This is a genomic window from Brevibacillus sp. BD137 (assembly GCF_041644655.1).
Lineage (GTDB): Bacteria > Bacillota > Bacilli > Brevibacillales > Brevibacillaceae > Brevibacillus > Brevibacillus brevis_D.
Genome location: NZ_JAOTNO010000003.1, coordinates 72,686 through 94,675 on the forward strand (window position 1 = coordinate 72,686; position 21,990 = coordinate 94,675).

Here is a 21,990-nt window from a genome sequence, read left to right on the forward strand (position 1 = left end):
GTCTTTCGAATATTAGAGTTGAGCAGCCTCTTGCTTCAGAACTTCTGCTTTGTCTGTTTGCTCCCAAGGAACATTCAGGTCATTGCGTCCGAAGTGGCCATATGCAGCTGTTTGTTTGTAGATAGGGCGACGCAGGTCGAGCTGCTTGATGATACCAGCAGGACGCAGGTCGAAGTGTTTGCGAACCAATTTCACCAGAGCTTCTTCGGAAATGGTACCTGTGCCGAATGTATCTACTGCGATGGAAACTGGTTGTGCTACACCAATTGCGTAAGCAACTTGTACTTCGCATTTGTCTGCGAGGCCAGCAGCCACGATGTTTTTCGCTACATAACGAGCCGCGTAAGCACCGGAACGGTCAACTTTCGTCGGATCTTTACCGGAGAACGCACCACCGCCATGACGAGCATAACCGCCGTAAGTATCTACGATGATTTTGCGGCCAGTCAAGCCAGCATCCCCTTGTGGTCCACCAATTACGAAACGGCCAGTTGGGTTGATGAAGTATTTGGTTTCAGCGTCCAACAGTTCAGCTGGAACAACTGGTTTGATTACGTGTTCAACCAGATCTTGCTTGATTTGCTCCAAAGTTGTTTCAGGAGCATGTTGGGTAGAAATAACGATTGTATCGATACGAACTGGTTTGTCGCCATCGTACTCAACGGTTACTTGTGTTTTTCCGTCAGGACGGAGGTAAGCAAGTGTTCCGTTTTTACGTACTTCAGTCAGACGACGAGCCAATTGGTGAGACATGCTGATTGGAAGTGGCATCAGTTCAGGTGTTTCATTGCAAGCAAAACCAAACATCAAACCTTGGTCACCAGCACCAATTGCTTCGATCTCAGCATCAGTCATTTTGCCTTCGCGTGCTTCCAATGCTTGGTCTACACCAAGTGCAATGTCAGCGGACTGCTCGCCAATTGCAGTAATAACACCGCAAGTGTCAGCGTCAAAACCGAATTTCGCACGGTCATAGCCGATTTCACGAATGGTTTCACGAACGAGCTTTTGGATATCCACATAAGTGTTTGTAGTGATTTCACCTGCTACGAGAACCAAACCAGTAGTTACGGAAGTTTCGCAAGCTACGCGAGCGTTTGGATCTTTGGAGAGGATCGCATCCAAGATGGAGTCGGAAATTTGGTCACAAATTTTATCCGGATGTCCTTCAGTTACAGATTCGGATGTAAACAGACGACGACCTTTTTGCAAAGCCATGAGAAAATACCTCCTTTGACCTCATACAAATAGTGTGGTAGCCGAGTTAGGATTTTATCTACGTAAACGCAAATAAAAAACCTTTTCCAATTTTTAGGAGGAAAAGGTTTGAGCGTTTTTTGCTTCCTTCATCCTCTTATCGGCCAGAACAGATGTCCGTTCTGCTGGTTAGCACCGCTCTAGCTCGGTTGCCGGGCTTCATAGGGCCAGTCCCTCCGCCTGCTCTGGATAAGAGTATCCATTACGGATAATAGAATAATTGTTTTTTTCAGAGATGTCAATAGGAAAAATTTTACTTATAATTGATAGGCTTTTGAAAGTACCACCACTACCTCGGCGCGAGTTGCTCTTCCATTCGGTTTAAAGGAAGAACCGTACCCATTAACCCAATTTCTCGATGTCAAAGCCTCGATGGCAGGAGAAGCCCAGTGACTCGTTGGCACATCCCGATAATTCGAGGTACCGTGATTATACATCAACACATTACGTGCCCGGGCGATCATTACCGCCATCTCTGCACGCGATATCGGCTGATCCGGCTTCATTTCATTCTTCGGGTACCCTTTCAAAATTCCCAATTGATAAGCTACACCTAAGTTGTGATACGCCCAGTGCCGCTTTGGCATATCCCGGAAGGTCGCTTTTCCTGTGTAGGTAGTCGCTACCTTAGAACCGGTCGCACGCATCGATTTAAGCAGCATCGTCGCAAACTCTGCACGGGTCACTGCCTGATTCGGCTTGAATGACGCATCATTAAACCCATTTACAATATCGCGAGAGCTAAGTCTGACGATCTCCGAGCGCGCCCAGTGGTCCGAAATATCGCGATAACCCGCTATCAATTTCTGCTGCGTCACCGTGAGTCGGTACGATTCATATTTGAACGAAGTACCACTATTAAGGCGTACATAATATTTTCCTGGCTGCAAACGCAAACCGATAATATCGTTTCCTCGCTTAGACAGCTCCGCTACCTCATTCGTCGAAGCAAGCGCATAGTTCATATTTCGGTCGCTATAGAGCGCGAAACGAAAGCCGCTATCGACAGGAATGTACGGCGCTCGGAACGTGACATACGATTCACTATTCACAGTAAATTGGAACCAGTCGGAATCGGTAGCTGTCGGTATCGTGCCTGACATCACTGTCCCACCGCTTAACGGAGACGCTGTTTGATAGGTGTCATTCGGCTCATTAAAATCTTTTTTTACTGGCGTGTATCCCAGATCCAGCTGATATTCGCCATTCACCGCATTGCGATTGTACTCACTCACACGGATGTAATACTTCCCTGGTGACACTTCTTTTTGGACGCGCTCTGTCGGATTGTCTTTTGTTCCATTATCGTAGGTAGGGTCCCAGACAACCATCTTTTTACCGAGCTCTTGTTTACCAATACTCAGCAATAAATCGACACGCTTGTTATCAGGACTAACAGCGACATCCAAATGCCCGTATTCACGAACATAGTAGGAGAACCAATCCTGATCCCCTTCATCGTGAAAATTGCCTGTTACACTGATTTCGTTGCCTACGAGTGGCCTTGCCGTCTCTTGCGTATCATTCGGTTCGTTACGGTCCGGATTGATGGTAAACTTACTCGTCAGCACGTAGGTAAAAGCGTTGTTGACCCCTCCGTTACGCATTAACCGGATATTCATTTTCCCCGCTTTGACCGGGACAGTTATCGTATCCCCATTTCCGAAGTACTGTGTAATCGGCGCACGATTCTCTGGGTAAAAGGTAGCTGCCATCGCGGAAGAAATACCGGATGTCACTGACGCTGTAAAGCTGACCTTCCCATCGTAAGGGATGTCCATCTTCAGCCAGTCTATCGTATCTTTTGGTCCCAAATTTCCACGTATCTGAGACTCGATCGGGAACGCTTTTGCTGAGTACGTCTGATTATTCGGCTCTAAAAAGTCATAGGATAAGGACGTTCGAACTGCCTTGTCGACATTTAGCAACCCGTAGCCCGTTTTCCGGTCCCACCCCTTTTCCCCTAAATCCGTAGCCGTTTGATAAAGCAATTGTCTTACATCAAATGGACTTAGTTTGGGATGACGAGCTAGTATGAGAGCCGCTGCACCCGCTACTTGTGGTGCGGCTGCTGAAGTACCGCTAAAGGAACCGTATTTCCCCCCTAGCTTGGTCGTATAAACATTGAAACCGGGCGCTACCAGGTTAAGCTCAGGTCCCGTATTGCTTTGATACAGCACTTCATTGTTACTCCTTACAGCCCCTACCGCTACCACCGTGGGATAAGCTGCCGGATAAGCCACTCGGCTACTCTCATTGCCACTCGCTGCAATCAGAACGGCTCCGCTTCTTTCCGCTCGTTGCACAGCATTCGCCAGTTCTTTGGAGTAGGACATGCTGCTGAGAGACATCAGAATGACTTTGGCACCACGATCCAAGGCAGTATTGATACCCTTAGCAAGAGTCTGGACCGTAGTATCACCATTTTTGGCCAAAACTTTAATCGGCAAAATCTTGGCATTCCACAAGACACCAGATACACCAATGCTATTATTCCCGCTAGCAGCCAGTACACCAGTTACTTCTGTTCCATGTCCGTTATCGTCCTGGGCCGATCCCCCGGGATTGACCAGATTCACACCCGGCAAAAGGTTGTCCTTCAAATCAGGATGCCTATAATCCGCACCAGAGTCTAGCACCGCGATGATAATCTGTTCATTACTATTTACGACTGACCAGGCCTGTTGAGCTCTAATCTGACTCAAATGAAGCTGGTTACTTAAATAGTAGTCATTCGATGCTGGTGGTGCTGCAGCATAGATTGTTTGGTTGTTTGCCATCAATAGTGCGACACTTATCGCAGTCGCTACTGACATGTTCACTGATTTTTTCATGTAAAACAGTCCTTCCTTCTCTCCCCTGCAAAATCAGCAGTCTAAAAGGAATTCAGGTATTTATCTTCTCGTCCTAGCATAGCGGATGAAAAGGGAGACATGCAACCCTGATTAGCCAATATTTGGAACGTTAGAAAAGAACAAAACCCTTTTCACCATGGGCAAAAAGGGTTTTCTCCTTACTGTAACAAACCTTTATTGTCTTCCACTTCAGGTGCTACCTGAGCTTTTTCTTTTTTTCTTTGCTGAGCTTTTGGAATAAAAGCAGTCAGTTCCGCCAGATTTACCTCTTCCTTTTTAATGGAGGAGAACGGAATATCAAATGCCCATATACGATGGCTATTTGCTTCTACCTTCATGTTTTCCAGGGTAAAGTGTACACGTGCTACAGTATCGCCATCCTTATCATGAACGATAATCGGCACTTCGGTAAATTCAAGACGTTTTGCCAGACCGTTACGGAAAGCAACGATGACTTTCAAGCCGTTATCTTCACCTGGCTTGATGTCGAGGACTTGCAAATCTACTTTGCCCTCTACAATCGGAGCCTTTTCTGCTGCCTGCTGCATGTATTGCTTGGATTCATCTGCACTCAGACCCAGATTAAAGTTTTGATTCTCTTCGACTTCTTGCTGTTCCGGCTTGATAAAGGCCAGCTTCAATGGAACCTCTTGTTCAGGAATACGATCGAATTCATCCCAGCGGAACATGAATTCCATCGGACGGCTGGACATTTCCATCACTGGACCAGATGTAATCAGATCAAAAGTCTTTCTCGCGACTTCCTCTCCATCCTCCGTCACCAAAGACAACGGAAGCCTTTGCAGCAAAATGCTGCGGTCAGTCGCATTACGAACGTAGGTAAGAACCAAGAAACCATCATTGGTAACCTGTGTAAAGAAAGGAATGATACCTACTTCGTTACGAACAACCGGAGGCATTTCATCATGCGCGTATTGCAAGAGCTCATGCTCCGCTTCGTCCAATTGATCATCCCACGGACCGTTCAGCACCAAAAACAATTCCTTGGATTCCACACGGTTCGCAGATTGCTGCGGATTCTCTAATCCGGATACACCCAAATAAAACTCTCTATGAAGATTCTCATGAATATCTTCGCGTACTTGCTCCAAGCTCTCCTTGGAACCAAACCAATTTTCCAATAACCAACTCATAAGTCAACCTCCTCTTTCCCAACCTCAAAAGTATTGCGCCCTATTCTACCTCAAGCGTCCATCTTTTCAGGTCGGCATCAGGCTTTTTCACTAAATTTGGCGGGAATACAATCATCCATGGACGGCTGTAACCCGGCTTCACATTAATGCTGCTTGCGTCGAGTACACCTGTTGCTACCAGATCACCATTAGCATCAGCAATCGTCAGCTTGATTTCATCTGGACGGTAATCATGGGCCATCCCATTGCGGAAGAGCATCGCTGCTACCAAATGTCCTTCCTTTGTCATTCCGATATCGAATCCAGTAACCTGTACGGTATTAATCGGAATCATTGGCAAAGACTGCGTCAACGCTTCTAAACGATCCTTTTGGCGATCGGTCATGCGGCTTTCCATTTCAGGATCGAGCTCCAGATTACGCGGCCATACATGCGAATTTCTACCAGCCTTCATAACCACTTTCCAGCGGTTAAAGGTGAAGTTTTCATGCAGATAGCTCTCTTCCGGGAACAATACCTCCCACGGACGGCTGGTATGCGGTGGAATTGCGCCCATATCTGACAAATCCACCTTGATCCTTGCAAACGCATTATCATCAAGATAAATCGCTAACCCAACGTTTTTGATCCGAACTGGCTTATTTGTCGAGTTACGGAAGAACATCGCTACCGTCATGCCATTTGGCTGGGGAATCATACTGAATCCCGTTACGCTAATCATGCCTTTACGCATCTCTGGCAATTCTTCTTGCAAAAAGCGAAGCGTATACTTTTTCTCGGAATCCAGCTCGCTCTCCCAAATCGGGCTTAGGGACAATTCCGTACGAATTTTTTCAACTCCACCTACAGACTCTTCCTGTTGCTCGTTGCTTTCCATTTCGACCTCGGTGTTTTTTAATTCAGCGACATCGATAGCAGACTCTTCTTGAATATCTTTTTTCAGATCCTGTTGATCCTTACCTAAAAAATTCTTCATAAAGGAAAACATAGGCTACCTCCTCAAACGTCCGGACACGAACGAAGCTTCTCTTATCATGATAAACTTTTTTGACTAGCCCATGCAAATTTGCTCTCTTGCATTAGGCTCCTTGGGGAACGCTCACTTTCCAACGGGACAAGTCAAGCTCTTCCTTTTGAATGCTCTCAGGTGGGAAAATAAACAGCCACGGCTTGCTCGTATTTGCATTTACAATCAGGCTTCCTAGTTCAAACAGACCTTCTGCCACTTTATCCCCACTTGCGTCATAGAGCGCCAGCGGCAACTTCTCGATGGATAGTGATTGAGTAGAGCCATTGCGAATCAAAAGCATCGCATTCAGGGCACCATTTTCTGTTCGACGAATCTGCACGCTCTGTATATTTACTTCTCCCTCATTTAGAGCAGGGAGTTTCTTCGCTAGTTCAATTAAGGACGTTTTTTGCTCATCAGTCAGCGCCTTAATCCAGGATTCTTCCAGTTCCAGCTGCTGTGGAAGAACCATTTTCTTCTCCGCCATTTCAAAAGCGATCTTCCAATTCATCAAGAGAACATCTACCTGTAAAAAGTGTTCTCTAGCAAATACAAACACCCATGGCCTTGCAGAGCGCGGCGGAATTTCGCCGAGTTCGCTCAAATCAAAGGATTGACGTGTAAACAGCTCCTGATCACCAAACAGTACCACCAGTGTCATTTCATCCATACGAATCGGTTTGTCCGTGCTATTCCGGACAAATGCCGTCACTTCGATCCCGTCATCATGTGGGACGAGCGTAGTTCCGGCCAAAGAAATATTCCCTGGCTGTAACGGCTCCAGCTCCAGAGCCATGAAAGAGAGCGAATATTTTTCTTGCTCACTAAGCTGGCTCTCCCAAGATTCATGCAGAGAGAGTGTTGTTGTGACGCCAGTTGATTCAACCTGTTCTTGTTGTTCTTCCTGATGTGACTGTTCGGTATCAGCAGCGGAAAGGATCGATTCCTCCTGAACCTGCTCACGCACCTCATTCGTTGTCGGTTTATTCCCCATTAAATTCTTCAAGAAGGTTAACATATCGCCGCTCCCAACTTTTCTCTACATCTATATATAGTAACATTCGTCATCCACTATAGCATAGTGACATCCTTTTGCAACATAGAAAACTTGGCATTCCAAGCTGAAAACAAACGGTTTTTGCAACCTTTTCACAGTGCAATTCGTATTGTTAGTTATGTTAGGATACCCGTACGTAGCATGCGATGTCAAGGAATGGAAGGATGGATGGTGGGATAAAAAAGGAGAGCATGGTTTGTACCCCCTCATCCTTAGAGGACCGTTTCTTAGGAAGTCTATACCGCTCAGACAACTTTCATCGTTCATCAGGTCTCCTTCGCATATTAATGAAGAAAAAATTTTTCAGGCTATCGAAACGGCGAAATCCATGTATAACTTTTCCATAATGAGTTAAAGTTTACAACGTTGTTTATTATTGATAAAATGTAAGAGTCTAAACAAATAACTTGGGGAATTGCTTTTTGACCAACTGTCTTGTGCAGTTGGTTCTCTTTTTGTATTCAATATCTAACATTTTTGTATAGGCATTTTTTCCTGGATCAAAATAAAGAGCTTATCGTGTCTCTACGATAAGCTTCTGATTCTATGGTATTGGACATCTCATTGATAGGTTTGTCCTTTTTTCTACAATGCTAGGTAACATAGACACTATGAAAACGTTGATAGGACGAGAGATTGCCACAATGTTGTATCATCCAAATGTATAACAATTTGGTTTTTTTGTGGTTACCAATTAATCTTGTTTCTATTTTTTAAAACATGCTCCATTATAAAAAAGTCAATTTCCGAATCTATATCTAGTGACCTTTCTTTAGGCATTATATATGCGACAGTTTCATCGGATAGGAAGGATTGGTGGGACTTTAACCATCTACATTCAGCTACGTAGATAGCTCCATTTATTACATATGCGTTGGGAGCATCCTGACGCCTTGTAATCGTTTGTTCAGTTCGTAAAACTGGTTTCATACGACTGTTCCCATCTAGAAAATACATCCAATATGGAGTTTTATCCGATAAAGTCATTGCCACACACGATTTAGCATTAGATTGCAAGCACTTTTCAATACTTCCATCAATATCAGACACGTTTCGGAATGGAGAAGTCGGTTGAAGTAAAACAACATAGTCATAGGAATCAAATATTTCTAATACATGGAGAACTGGATCAATACCAGGTGTATGATCGTGTGCTAATTCTTTCGGACGCATAAACGGTACTTCACAACCGTAGGCTCTACCAACTGAGGCAATTTCATCATCTTCTGTAGAAAGAATCAACCTATCAATATAGACCGACTTTTGAGCTACTTCTACAGTCCATGCTATCAACGGCTTACCGCATACCTCTCGGATATTCTTGCGCGGCACCCCTTTGGACCCTCCTCGAGCTGGTATAATTGCGAGAACAGTCTTTCCATTAATCACCCGAATACCTCCGCGAATTCAACATTCGCCCGCTCAAAATCAGAAATTCTCCCAATGTCCAACCAATATTCCCGAATTGGGAAGGCAATGGTTTCTTCTTGCTGTTTCATTAATTTTTCAAAAAGACTAGGCATATCAAAAAAGTTATTTTCAGGTATCAATTCTATTACAGTAGGGTCCAGAACATATATACCGGCATTAACAAAGTAACGTTGAAGTGGTTTTTCCTCTATTCCAAGCAAACGATGTTTATCCAGATTAACCACTCCATAAGGAATCTGGTAATCATACTCTCGAACACACATTGTCCCCTTTGCTTGGTGAGTAATGTGAAAGTCCAGCATTTGTTCGAAATTTACTTTAGTGAGAAGATCGCCATTCATAACAAAAATAGGCTGTGCTGGTTTTTCGGGAAGAAGGCTAAGAGCCCCCGCAGTTCCTAGGCTTTGGTCTTCGTGTAAATAGCGAATTTCCACATTCCAACGTGATCCGTCTCCAAAGTAATCCTTTATCATCTCTGCTTTGTAATTAATCGAAATGAAAAAGCGATGAAACCCTTGATCGATAAAATTAAGCAAAATCGTTTCAAGCAATGGCTTATTACCAACCTCTAATAACGGTTTAGGACAGTCATAAGTGAGTGGGTGTAACCTTGTACCCAATCCCCCAGCCATTAATACCACCCAGTTATCTTTTAACTCGGGACGTAACAGATCGTTGAGCATTTCCACATGAATTACTCGCCCCTCCTCATCAACCACAGGAATTTGATATAGTTGACGTACTTTCATTAGGGCCAATATATTTTCTCGAGAATCATATGGAGATGCAACAGTCGGATAGGAGTTCATCACTAATGAAACCTTGTCATTAAGTAATCTCCCCTTTAACAACCCTCTACGAATATCACCATCCGTCACTGTCCCCAGTAATCGCCCATTCCCATCAACAACCAATGCTAATTGCTTTGCACCAGCATCAATAATTTCAATTACTTTTAAGATCGGGGCATCAGGGCTTACCATAATACTTCTCCATTTATCCATCGCGAGTTGCCACCTCTATTTTAACTTACTTCACCTCAACGCTTTTCGCCAATGATGATCCATTCCTTTACTTCTTTGGCCACATTCATATATTTACGTGTTAAGAGTTGTATCTCTTGGACGCAAAATCCTTTAACCATTTGCTCAATTTCTTCAAATCCAGTAAATCTACTATACCCTTTGCTGTGCAATGGGCCTTCTTCTACAATATATGCATTGTGACCGACTACTTCCCCAGTTTCATCTCCCCAACTACCTTTTGCAAAAGTCCGACTAAATAACTTTCCTCCTCGTTTGGTTACCCGAGCCAGTTCATTATAAATCGCTACAGAACTCTCAAAAGAGTTACAATAAATAGCTTCACAATCAATCACAGCATCAAAGTAATCATTAGAAAAAGGTAAATTGGCTATATCTCCGACTACTAGTTTTGCATGTCTATCTAATACTTCTTCTCTCAAACGATTTGAAGCCCTTAAAACAGCAGTTTCCGAACCATCAATTCCATAGACTGAAAAACCCTCGCGTGCCATAAACCATAGGTTAGCACCAGGCCCACATCCTACTTCCAAAATTTTCACTTGACTTCGAGATGGTACATGGTAAAAGTTTTTGGAAATAAAGCGAATCAAATCCTCACTGGGATATTTTCCCCATTCCTGTTTCTTAAAAACTTCTTCCCATACCGGATCCCATGTCATTTTTGATTCCCCTATCGATAGAATAGTATTCTGTCAGAAATAGAGCCGTTTTTACTCTTCCAAAAAGTCTTTAATTCTTCATAACAATCTGGTTTGTGTATCATTTTCCCAATTCTAAAAGACGCTCGTTCTTTCGAAAAACCAGATTTAAAGAATAATAAGGGGTTATTTTCAAGGCTATTGGTCCCACCACCAAGATGTAACTTGCGACACTGTAAATTTTTACCCAATTCTGCAGCCTCATGGAGAATCATGGTAGATGCTGCAAGTTGTCTTCCAACATCATTGGAGGCAGATAGATGGTATTCCATTATATTCTTATCGGAAAAGAAAATTGAGGCAGCTACTACCTCTCCATCCAAGACACAGAGAGCATAATGGGCCTGGTCCCACTCATACCAAGCATCATAGTACTCGTTTGAAAAAAAGTAGAATGGATTGGCCTGCAATGATTTCATTAAGCCTTCATACAGTTCCGGAAACCATTGGAAGAAAACTTCAGGCTCACACCATTCTACCTTTAAACCATGTTTCGTAGCCTTTCGAAGCATATTCCTAACACGGGATTGGTAACCTATAAATAAGTCTTCATTCGTAAGATCTACCCAAACTGTTTCTCGATCAAAAACTTTCTCTCCATTATGGTACCGCCAATTCTGTAAGATTGGATGAAATCTGACAAACTCAGCAAGAATGTTGTTTTCCTGACACCAGGACGTAAACGCTGACCATGCCCGATCTATAAATTGTTTATTATCTGTGGTTGAAATTGGTCCGCCATATCCATACGGTGATTGGATGTCACGAAATTTGGTATCAGGAACATCTGCTGCGAGAAAAGGATAATAGTATATTTCGCCATATTCTTCAAACACAAAAAATGTCGGCTCCATTCCTTTTTCGCGTTTCGAATCAATCTGAAGATACCTAGGGTGAAGCGATGGGCATTTACGCTCCTCTGCAATTTCCTTAAATAGTTTTTCTGCTTGATTATAATTTACTTGCATAGCTTCCAATAACCTCGTCCTCTTGGTAGTCCTTTTTTGCTACTTGACCGATCATCTCCCAATAATACATAGGGGAAATTCCATTTCCTGGACGTTTGCACATCAAATTTTCTTCTGTGAAAGTCTCACCACTTCTAATATTTCGAGCGGCCACAAGACTTTTTCTTGCAATCTCTTTATTTTTTATTTCTGAAGGAGCAGGTGTCTTTAGGGACGAACCAATGGCAACCTCAACTTGTCTGATTGATTTTACCATTGCCTTTAATTCCTCCGGTTCTAAAGAGGCCTTATGATCTGGGCCAGGAAGACGCTTATCAAGTGTAAAATGTTTCTCAATTACAATTGCTCCTCTTGCGACTGCAGCAATAGGTATAGCAATTCCTTCAGTATGGTCGGATAAACCCACAGGCAACCCGAAAGCATGAAACATGGTATTCATTGCATTTAAATTAACATCCTCGTAGGGTGAAGGATATTCTGTTGTACATTGCAGGAGTTGCACTTTTTCTTTCAATGCTTTTTGCCCTGCCTTACTCAAAAAAGCATTATGAAAAGCTTGAAGGGAAGGGGATTGATTAGTAACAGTATATCCAAATGCTAAAACGCTGAGAGCTTGTTCGATTTCCCCAAGTGTTGCCATCCCTGTTGAGAGGATAACAGGCAGCCCCGTTTGAGCGATTTTTAGTATTAATGGACCATTTGTAATCTCTCCCGAAGGGATTTTAAGTAATGTTACTTTCATCTTTTCAACTAATAAATCTACACTTTCCATGTCAAAAGGCGTTGAAAGAAACTGAATATTACATTGATCACAATACGCCATTAGTTCGTAATGTGCTTCTGCGCTTAATTCCAACTTTTTTACCATTTCTAGCTGGGATTCATCTGAACCAGTTGTACTTTTTTGATAGGAAGCCTTCTCAGCAAACTTGCTGATCACCTTTTCAGATTTGAATGTTTGAAACTTCACAGCGTCAGCTCCTGCATTTGCAGCAGCTAAAATTAACTGCTTAGCCATCTCCACAGACCCATTATGGTTTACTCCTGCCTCAGCAATAATGAATACATTACTCATGGTTTACCCTCCTTGTTAATGAACGCTTATTGTTCCGACGAATTTGCGCTGATTTCAAGATTATAAAACGATTTCATCAAGATTTCGTCTAATGTTACCTTTTTTAAAAAATCTTTAATCTGAATTGAAACATAATCTTCGCCATACGGGGATTGAAAATATGGGAGCCTTTGTGCAAAATCTGCAGACAGCGCTTTCTGAATAGCCAGTACAATAGACTCTTTGCTTTCATCACAATCAATAATTGATTCCGCCCTTAATCTCCCTTTTTGTCTATCACCAATATTGACAGTCGGTTTTCTAAAAGCAGGAACCTCAATTATTCCGCTTGATGAATTGCCGATCACCAAGTCCACATGCTGAATGGCACTAAGATACCTAAGCTGCCCCAATGAAGTATAGGAAATGCATTTATCTGGATTGATAGAAACGTACTCATCAATCATCTGAGAGATTATTCTCCCGTCAGTGTCAGAATTAGGCTTGGTAAAGATAATTCTTGCACCTGGAAATTCTTGCAGTGCTGATAATAGTTCGTTCATTGCCTTCTCAGAACCTGACTTGCTTAATGTAACAGGATGATAAGTGACTAAAAAATTTAGTTTTCCCATTTCAAAGTTAATTGATTTTTCAAAGTCTGTTCTATTAAGCAGCTTTAATTTTCTTATATTATCTAACCCAATAGCACCCACTCGTAACACCCTATCCGGATGTTCCCCAAGCTGTATGACACGATTTCGATACTCGTTTGTAGAAACAAAGTGTAAATGAGACATTTTTGTTATGGAGTGTCTGATAGCTTCATCAATTGCTCCCTCTGTTGTTTCTCCTCCATATAAATGAGCGATAGGAATTCTTCCAACCAGAGCAGCTTGTGCAGCAGCTAATATCTCATATCTATCGCCAAGAAGGACAACGATATCAGGCTTTAACCGATCGTAAGCCTTCGCGAAGCCAATTGTCGCAAGTCCAATTGAAGTGGTGACACCAACAGGAGTATCGCTTGACAATAGCATCTCTACCTTTTCGTCGATTTTAAAGCCATCATCCTCAATAACTCGATATGTTAATCCAAACTCGGGTGATAAATGCATACCTGTGACGATCACTTGTAATGTTAGATCCTTATCATTTTCAATTTCTTTCATTAACCAATAAAGCAAGCCATATTCCGCACGAGTACCAGTTACAACGCAGATCTTTCGCTTTGTCATTTATTTCCTCCATATTCGGAATGCATAGGAATATTATTGCTAATAAGTCCTAACTTTTCTGCAATCCGATTCTTCCTTCAAACAGTGTTGAAACACGATCACAGGGCCCCAGAAAAAATCACTTACCGGAGCACCAATATGTACCAACAAATCGCTTGCGGTTATAAATTTCCTATATTGTGCGCTTTGTTCCATTCTGTATGCCCATTTTAACAACCGTGTTTTATTAGGTCAATTTCACCCAAAAAGAGACCCGTTTTACACAGATTAGTGAGCTAAATGACAATTGACTTCATATCTTTTAAGATACATAACTCAACCAATTAAATAGAAAAACTACCGCTCTTTGTTAACCAAAGAAAAGTAATAGCTTCATCTAGATTGCGTTGTGACGGCTACTTCCAGTTCTCCTATGACGGGAACCTGTTGAGCAGGGTTAACTAGCGGTGAAACTATAATAAATAAAATCTCTCTCACTTGTTCTGGGGAAGTTACACCAATAATTTGCTCTTCAATTGTTTTTAAAATAGAAGATAGATATTCAATCGGGCAATTTATAGGCTTCCCGACAAATATTCGATTATGTTTAGTTGCAGTTGTGCCCTCTTCATCAGTAAGTAGCTCTTCAAAAAGTTTTTCACCTGGACGGATGCCACTATAAATAATTTTGATTTCTTTCTCGGGTTCAAATCCGGATAATCGTATAAGATCTCTTGCAAGGTCTGCAATACGAACAGGATTACCCATATCTAAAATAAATACTTCTCCACCTTTTGCTAAAGCACCGGCTTGAATAACAAGCTGAACAGCTTCTGGTATGGTCATAAAATATCGAACCATATCAGGATGGGTCACTGTTACTGGGCCGCCTTCTTCAATTTGCTGTTTAAATAGAGGAATTACGCTACCCCTACTACCCAATACATTCCCAAATCGAACTGCTGCAAATTTAGTTGAACTAATACTATCTAATGATTGTATTATTAGTTCTGCAATTCGCTTTGTTACTCCCATAACGCTAGTAGGATTTACAGCCTTATCTGTAGAAATAAGGACAAATTTTTCGGAACCATATAAATGAGCACATTCTGCAACATTTTTAGTTCCAAATATGTTATTTTTCACTGCTTCAATCGGATTCTTTTCCATCAATGGTACATGCTTATGAGCTGCTGCATGGAAAACAACTGACGGACGATATGTTTTAAAAATCTCTTCTATTCTATCACGATCCTGTATATCACATATTAATGTCTCATATTTTAGGTCCGGCTTTCTTCGCCTTAATTCTTGCTCAATAGTGTAAATACTATTCTCACCGTGTCCGAGCAAAAGCAATTTTTCAGGATGAAATGTGGTTATTTGACGACATAATTCCGAACCAATAGATCCACCAGCTCCCGTTACTAGAACCACCTTGTTGGTTACGTAGTTCGCAATTTCTTCAAGATCAACCGAGACCTCGTCTCGGCCTAGAAGATCCTCAACATTCACATCTCGAATTAATTTAATTGAGACTTTCCCATGAATCACATCACTGACACGTGGAAGTAATTTAACCTGTGCGCGAGTTTGAGTACATATATCAATAACCTTCGCGATCTCTTTTTTTTGAGCGGATGGAATTGCAATGATAATTGTATCAATATTGTATTGCTCCACCACTTCTAAAATATCTGATCGGTTCCCAATAACAGGTAGCCCCGCAACTTCCAAATTTAGTTTGCGGATATCATCATCAATAAATGCAATTGGGAATAAAGATGCGTCATTTGTACTCTTCAGTTCATGAGCCACTAGTGCCCCAGCTTTTCCTGCCCCAACTATTAAAGCCAACCTATGATGTGGTTGAACCTTTTCATATTCACGCGGAAAGACTCTCCATATGAAACGTGATCCAGCAATAGCAAACACTATTGTCATCCATGAAATTAAAAATATTGTTCGAGGAATTCCAATTGTTATTCCTAGGTTTTTTAACAAATAATATAAACCAACATCAAGTATAATAGAGATAGTGGTAACTTTAATAATTGATACAAGCTCAGATATTCCAGCATATTCCCAAACCCGCTTATAATGTTTGGTAAAGAAAAACAATCCGTAAGTGGTAATCCATATCAACAACATAGTATAAGGTATACTTATCCTGTTCTCATAAGGAATTTGTCCATCGAATCGTAAAATATAACTGGTAAAAACTGCTGAGAATATGAGGAAGCTGTCCACAATAGAGAAATAAATAATCCTTTTTTTGTAGCTCAATATTGTCTACCCCTTACAATAGCATGATCATTCCCAAAGACATGGAATGCCAGAATTTGAAACATTTCATTCTACTTCTCATTCCCCAGCGCTGAGTTGTTTGATTACATTGCTAACTCGTTCTGCAGCTTTTCCTAGCTCTGGCAACACAGCCTTCCTATAAAGGTTGTTCTCACCTGATAATGCAAGTAATATCCCTTTTTCAAGGTCATGTAAATGTGACACACCATATGAAAGGCCCATTTCGCTGTACGGGACACTAGCGATATAACTACCGATATCGACTGTAACCAAAGGTTTTCCAATTAACACAGACTCAAGTCCAACCGTAGATGTCATGGTCAGTACCATATCAACGGCTTTTATTAACACTGGGAGCTCATCATTTGTATCACTAATAGTTACCCTTTCAGGCAAATGATTGTATACTATTTGCTCACTAGGATGAGGGCGGAAGACAATATGCCAATCTTCATGTCCATTTAAAAGCTCCAATAATTCCGCTTCAATCATTCTTGGAAGTTGGGGTTGTTCAACATTAGGTTGAGAAGCCCACAAGATCGTTTTTTTGTTATCCCATTTTTTTTCATTACGAAAGATCCTTGCTTTTTGCGGGATAGTTTCATCTGCAAGTTTATCAAAAGCAGGGTTTCCGGTAACCACAATTTCCTCTTCAGTTCGACCAGCTGAAATTAATTTTTCCTTAACACGATTCGTGATTACACATATTCTATTTCCATATCCCTTTTGTGCTAATCTTGGAAACTCATCTACAGCAAAGAGATCAACAAGACAAACACAAGGAATGCTGAATTTTTTTGCGGTCATTACAGTTGCTTGTTCCGCTCGTGGAGAATTCGTAGTGACAATAACGTTTGGATTTACTTTTTTTATGAGCCTTTCCAAGATTGAAAGTGGCAAAAAAGCTTGCCTTCCCTGTTCTTTATACAGTTTACTAGCTTCTTGCTTTCCATGTCTTTTCTCGAGGTCTACGTAAGACAGGCCTAAGTAAGCAACAGACTCTTCATATGGTACCTTCGAATTATCACTTTCATTTGCTAAAAGACTACCTATCTCAAGTGCATAATTGTCTACAGTAGGTTCAATTAAATCTTTAAAACCTATGTAAGGGATTCCTTCCTTCTTTAAAACATTTCCTGCAGTTGTCAGACCTAATGTGGTTATTTCCCACTCAGTAGTCTGCTGTAGTTCTTTTATGACTGGGAAAATAGCGTTTACATGTCCGCCACCATATGTAACAAATAACACCCTCATACTCCTATTCCCCCGTCTTAATACATGAATTGTTCAAACCAAAACTCTAACGAAATCAGTGCACGAATTTCTCGAGTGTTGTTTTTAATTTCCATCTGATGAGCCTTTAGCAATTGGACAACACTGTCTTTTTGGATAATTCCCCTCGCAATTAATTGTCCATTTAGCAACTTTTGCTCAGTAAATTCAGCCAAGTCCTTTTTAAACCATTCCCCTATTGGCACAGTAAACATTTGTTTTTTTCGGTAAACAATTTCATCGCCTAGCAATGGAGATACAGCTTTTTTATATATATATTTTGTTTCACCGTTCTGTAGCTTTAGGCTTCCAGGCATCCTAAATGCCATTTCTATCATACGAACATCCAAAAATGGTGTTCTTGCTTCCAGTGAAACAGCCATGCCCATTCGATCTGGTTTTACTAGATTATTTCCTGGTAGTAAAAGCATGGTATCAAGATACAAAGCTTGATTAATCTGATCCATATGTTGAACACGTTCAAATAAAGGAGCAACAACGTCATAGGAATTTATATGCTTCAATTTGTTATGGAAGGACGACGTATATATAGACCTCTTATCTTCCTCAGTAAACAAACTAATGCTATTGAAATATAGTCGTTGGAAAGTTTCAATATCGCTAAGTAAATTGGAACTGAAGAAGCTTTTATATTTATCGTAGCCAGCGAATAATTCATCGCCACCATCACCAGTTAAAACCATCTTAACATGATTAGCTGCAAGCTCTGATACTCGATATGTTGGCATGAATGAAACATCTCCATGCGGTTGGTCGCAATAGAAAGTAGTTTTCGGCCAAAGATCTAACATGTTTGCTTCAAATTTTCGCATCGTATGTTTTGTTCTAAATTTATCAGCAACTTGTTGAGCATACATTGATTCGTCGAATCTAGGGTCTTCAAAACCAATAGAGAAGGTCTGAACTGGCTCATTTACATATTTGGACATCAAACCAACAACAGTACTTGAGTCAATTCCTCCTGATAAAAAAGCGCCAAACGGCACATCAGCTCTCAGACGTAAACGGACAGCATCATCTAAAATGGAATTAAATTGTTCAATCCACTCACCCTCAGAATGTTCCTCTACTCGCTGATTCGCTAAATCCCACCACTGAGTAGACTTAGTTCCCTCAGCTGAGATGTGAACATAGTGTCCTGGTAAAACATGACTTACATTTTTAAACATAGTGTAGGGAGGAGGTACGTAATTGAAAGAAAGGTAATGGTGAATTGACACTTCATCTACCTCTCTTGGGACCCCTGCTTCTAATATCGATTTGATTTCCGAAGCAAAAATAATTCTTTCACCATTGTCATAAATAAATAAAGGCTTCACACCCACTCGATCTCGTATTAAAAATAGCGATTTTAACCTATCATCGTATATAGCGATACTGAACATTCCATTTAATTTGCTAACAAAGTTAATTCCTTCTTGTTCATATAAACGAAGCAGCACTTCTGTATCTGATTGTGTTTTAAAAATATACCCGTTTCTTTTCAACTCATCTGCTAATTCAATATGGTTAAAGATTTCACCATTTTGGACAAGACTAATCCTTCCGTCTTCAGATGTAAACGGCTGGTTTCCTCCTTCAATATCGATTATAGATAGTCGTTGATTCCCAATGGCAACTCCGTCTATTGCAAAAATCCCCTGGTCATCAGGACCACGATGAAATATTTTTTGCCCCATTTTTTCTAATTTCTCTTTGTCTAAACTCTTTCCGTTCCGATCAAAATAACCAAATATCCCGCACATAAGCTAGTAGCCTCCTTTAAATAACACTTGCTTTATTGTCCAAAATATTATTTTTATATCCATTAAGAAAGTTCTACTTCTAACATACTCCAAATCGTATGCTTTTCTCTGCTCAACCGTAGCATTTGATCTTATTTTTGCCTGAGCGAGACCTGTAATGCCTGGTTGAACTAAATGACGTTCCTCCCACTCTTCTATCGTATAGTTCTCTACCTGTTCAAATACATCGGGACGTGGCCCAACTACGCTCATGTCACCAAGAAGCACATTGATGAACTGAGGCAGCTCGTCCAGACTAGTTTTCCTTAGTAACTTTCCAACTCTCGTTATTCTACTGTCATTTTTCGCTGTAAAATAAGGACCTTGCTTATCTGCATCGATTACCATTGTTCGAAATTTGAATATTTTAAATGACTTGCACCTTAGACCAACCCTTTCTTGTCGAAAAAACACCGGCCCCTTCGAATCAAACTTTATTAACAGGGCAATAATCAACAACAAAGGCATAAGAATGATTAGCCCAAGTGCACTAGCTATAAGGTCGAATAGTCGCTTCATCTGATTTTACTACCTTCCTCTTCCATAAATCTTTTGATATTGAGAGAATAATTTCCTTTACTTTCTGTTGGTCGTTCTTAATCATCTTATCAGATCTAAGTTGTAACTGACTTTCCATCTGCCGAAGCTTAAGTATCTCTGTTTTTATATCAATATTAGATTTCAATTCTTCGTAAGATTTGGCATTGCCATGAAACGATCTAGATAAAATAACTGAAGATGCACCTAATCTTACATGTTCGCCAAGAAGCAACTCTCCTGGAATTACACCCTCACCCATTCTTGCTATTCCACCAAATCCAAATGATAAGCCTGCCTCTTTTATAGTACTGACCATATAATCTATCAATCCGGTTGCCAATGGCTCGAACATAAAATCTATATCTAAAGAAAGGTGCAAGTCATTTAGACCAATGTACACTTCCTCAAGCCCATTCACTTTAACTATTTCAGCGATTCTTATCATAGCTGGGGGCGTCTCAATTAAGGGAATAACCTTGGCTCTCCCGTTTACCATTTGAACCAAAGTCTCTACTTCCTTCCAATGATAGAACATCGGAAGCATGATTATATCTGCACCAGCATTCATAACTTCGTTTACCTCATCCTGAGAGCCATCAAACAGAGGATTTATTCTTACCAACAACTCGGCGTAAGGAACCGCTTTACGTATCCTCTTAACGTCTTCAATAGAGTGACGGCTTATCACTGTATTCAAATGTCCCTGACGCTTTTCTTTACCGTTTATCTCCAAGTCAACAAATATGCGATTTACTCCAGAGTCAATAGCGGTTTTAGCCATGAATGGATCATTAGTTATCAACATCAATTTAATCATGTAATTTTCTCCTTCTTAAAAGTTGAAAAAGATACTCACGATACTCTTTTAATATGATTAAACTTGCCAGCAATGAGATAGTTCCTCCAACTAGAGCAAAAATTACTCCTACAAACCAATTGTGTGAAATTTTTACGGACAAGTAAGCAATGGGTACAAACGCGGCTGCGCTAGCACATAGTACTTTAAGCGAAGCCATGCCTAGAAAAATAGAGTATAAGTCTAAAGAATGTTTAATACGCAAAACGATCAGATGGGAAATAAGAACAGCCCAATTCACGATTACTAAGGCCACAATTACTCCTTCAATACTAAATCGTGGTTGTAACACACTAGCTAGTAATAAATATACTATCACTGCCCATAAGCTTATATAAAATGGCGACTTCATATCACTTTTGGAGTTAAAAATGACTTGAGTCATCGCCGACATTCCTTGAGCAGGCAAAGCTAGGAGCCCCAGAGAAGTAAGATATGCGATCTTCTTGATGCTCTCTCCCGGAATACTCCCCTGACCAAACAAAGCTTTAATAAAGTCCAAGCTAAACCAAGATAGGCTGATTGCCATCACAACAGATAATATAAATACTAACCGAAGCGACTCTCTCGCTATAGAAATACCTTGTTTTTCAGTTTCTTGATTTGAAAACAGCTGAGATAATTTGGGGAATAAAACGACAGGAAATACAGTTAATATTGCCCCGAGTGGTAATTCTATAAACTTATTGGAATAATTGATCATTGCTTGCGAACCAGTACCTTCATATGAACCTATAATTCTCGCTATAACAGGCAAAAGAAAGATAAGTCCTCCTGTTGCTAATGCCTGAAAATATTTTAATATAAGTTGCTTATGAACAAGCATACCATTCCAAACATTTGTTCTCTCGTACATACTAACTGAATTTATTACCTGCGAAACATAGCGGATAACCGCACCTAGTAAAATGCTATAAGAGAGTATGCTTAATTTATTTTCAGATGGAAATAGCAACGCTGTAATTATTGTCAGATTAAAAATCAGCGTTCCTAAAGCAGCAGTAAAAAACTTATTGTTTGCCTGTAAAAACGAAGTTGCAACCGCAGTCATGGCAGTGATAGGTATTGACCACGATACAATCACCAGCAAATGACTTGTTACCTGTATATCTTCTATACTAAATCCAGGAGCAAATATAGTAACAATGTAAGAAGCACTCATAATCAAAACAATCGATAAAAGGGAAAAGAAAGCACAGATAAGCACGCTTGATTGCAAAAAGAGGCGCCAGGCTTCCTTTTGACCAAGTTGCTTCATTTCTGGTATTAACGCTGCTCCCATCGCTCCACCGATTAGTATGTTTATTAACAAATCAGGCAACGTAAGTATTAGGACCGCAATATCTGCTTGATTAGTAATACCTAAGTTAGTAGCCAAAACCGATTCCCTAAAAAAACCGGATAGCCTCCCTAATAGAATCCCAAGAAAAACTAATGATCCTGCTTTAAATAACTTTCGTAACATTT

General features: G+C 40.8%; 17 protein-coding genes and 1 riboswitch. All 17 genes read right to left on the reverse strand.

The genetic code is table 11. From position 1 onward, the window contains the following. Positions 1–12: 12 nt before the first annotated feature. The 17 genes from metK to murJ all read right to left on the reverse strand — a co-directional run bounded on the left by metK (position 13) and on the right by murJ (position 21,988). A complete protein-coding gene (gene metK / locus ODZ53_RS07065; protein WP_015893578.1) occupies positions 13–1,218 on the reverse strand; it encodes a methionine adenosyltransferase in 1,206 nt (401 codons plus the stop codon). A 133-nt stretch (positions 1,219–1,351) separates the two neighbouring features. Further along, positions 1,352–1,453: riboswitch (SAM riboswitch) on the reverse strand. 61 nt (positions 1,454–1,514) lie between these two features. Beyond that, positions 1,515–4,091, reverse strand: coding sequence for a S8 family peptidase (locus ODZ53_RS07070; protein ID WP_372676466.1), 2,577 nt, complete (start codon positions 4,089–4,091; stop codon positions 1,515–1,517). Positions 4,092–4,270: 179 nt separating this feature from the next. Beyond that, positions 4,271–5,266, reverse strand: a complete 996-nt coding sequence (locus ODZ53_RS07075; RefSeq protein ID WP_372676467.1) for an SLAP domain-containing protein — start codon at positions 5,264–5,266, stop codon at positions 4,271–4,273. A 40-nt stretch (positions 5,267–5,306) separates the two neighbouring features. Further along, the gene (locus tag ODZ53_RS07080; protein ID WP_064200435.1) at positions 5,307–6,254 is read right to left on the reverse strand and encodes an SLAP domain-containing protein; all 948 of its coding nucleotides are present in this window, start codon (positions 6,252–6,254) and stop codon (positions 5,307–5,309) included. Positions 6,255–6,345: 91 nt separating this feature from the next. Then, a complete protein-coding gene (locus ODZ53_RS07085) occupies positions 6,346–7,293 on the reverse strand; it encodes an accessory Sec system S-layer assembly protein (RefSeq protein WP_372676468.1) in 948 nt (315 codons plus the stop codon). A 726-nt stretch (positions 7,294–8,019) separates the two neighbouring features. Then, positions 8,020–8,721, reverse strand: coding sequence for an acylneuraminate cytidylyltransferase family protein (locus tag ODZ53_RS07090; protein ID WP_372676469.1), 702 nt, complete (start codon positions 8,719–8,721; stop codon positions 8,020–8,022). Next, positions 8,718–9,767, reverse strand: coding sequence for a nucleotidyltransferase family protein (locus ODZ53_RS07095; protein ID WP_372676470.1), 1,050 nt, complete (start codon positions 9,765–9,767; stop codon positions 8,718–8,720). Before ODZ53_RS07095 ends, ODZ53_RS07090 begins: the two co-directional genes overlap by 4 nt. Positions 9,768–9,802: 35 nt before the next feature. Continuing rightward, positions 9,803–10,468: a class I SAM-dependent methyltransferase gene (locus ODZ53_RS07100; RefSeq protein ID WP_372676471.1), complete on the reverse strand. Its 666-nt coding sequence runs from the start codon at positions 10,466–10,468 to the stop codon at positions 9,803–9,805. A gap of 11 nt (positions 10,469–10,479) precedes the next feature. Further along, entirely contained in the window at positions 10,480–11,475 is a 996-nt protein-coding gene (locus ODZ53_RS07105) for a GNAT family N-acetyltransferase (RefSeq protein WP_372676815.1), read from the reverse strand. Then, the gene (neuB, locus tag ODZ53_RS07110; protein WP_372676472.1) at positions 11,459–12,550 is read right to left on the reverse strand and encodes an N-acetylneuraminate synthase; all 1,092 of its coding nucleotides are present in this window, start codon (positions 12,548–12,550) and stop codon (positions 11,459–11,461) included. The genes ODZ53_RS07105 and neuB overlap by 17 nt, the downstream gene beginning before the upstream one ends. 26 nt (positions 12,551–12,576) lie before the next feature. Continuing rightward, a complete protein-coding gene (gene neuC, locus ODZ53_RS07115) occupies positions 12,577–13,764 on the reverse strand; it encodes a UDP-N-acetylglucosamine 2-epimerase (protein ID WP_372676473.1) in 1,188 nt (395 codons plus the stop codon). A 372-nt stretch (positions 13,765–14,136) separates the two neighbouring features. Then, positions 14,137–16,029 (reverse strand): polysaccharide biosynthesis protein, encoded by a 1,893-nt coding sequence (locus ODZ53_RS07120; RefSeq protein ID WP_372676474.1) that lies wholly within the window; start codon positions 16,027–16,029, stop codon positions 14,137–14,139. Between the two features lie 78 nt (positions 16,030–16,107). Continuing rightward, the gene (locus tag ODZ53_RS07125) at positions 16,108–17,298 is read right to left on the reverse strand and encodes a UDP-N-acetylglucosamine 2-epimerase (RefSeq protein ID WP_372676475.1); all 1,191 of its coding nucleotides are present in this window, start codon (positions 17,296–17,298) and stop codon (positions 16,108–16,110) included. 23 nt (positions 17,299–17,321) lie between these two features. Then, positions 17,322–19,088 carry an asparagine synthase (glutamine-hydrolyzing) gene (gene asnB / locus ODZ53_RS07130; RefSeq protein WP_372676476.1) on the reverse strand — a complete coding sequence of 589 codons (1,767 nt, stop codon included), beginning with the start codon at positions 19,086–19,088 and terminating at the stop codon, positions 17,322–17,324. 3 nt (positions 19,089–19,091) lie between these two features. Further along, positions 19,092–19,646, reverse strand: coding sequence for a sugar transferase (locus ODZ53_RS07135; RefSeq protein WP_372676477.1), 555 nt, complete (start codon positions 19,644–19,646; stop codon positions 19,092–19,094). Beyond that, positions 19,618–20,484, reverse strand: a complete 867-nt coding sequence (locus tag ODZ53_RS07140; RefSeq protein ID WP_372676478.1) for an aldolase/citrate lyase family protein — start codon at positions 20,482–20,484, stop codon at positions 19,618–19,620. Before ODZ53_RS07140 ends, ODZ53_RS07135 begins: the two co-directional genes overlap by 29 nt. Continuing rightward, positions 20,477–21,988, reverse strand: a complete 1,512-nt coding sequence (gene murJ / locus ODZ53_RS07145; protein WP_372676479.1) for a murein biosynthesis integral membrane protein MurJ — start codon at positions 21,986–21,988, stop codon at positions 20,477–20,479. Before murJ ends, ODZ53_RS07140 begins: the two co-directional genes overlap by 8 nt. Positions 21,989–21,990 lie beyond the last annotated feature (2 nt).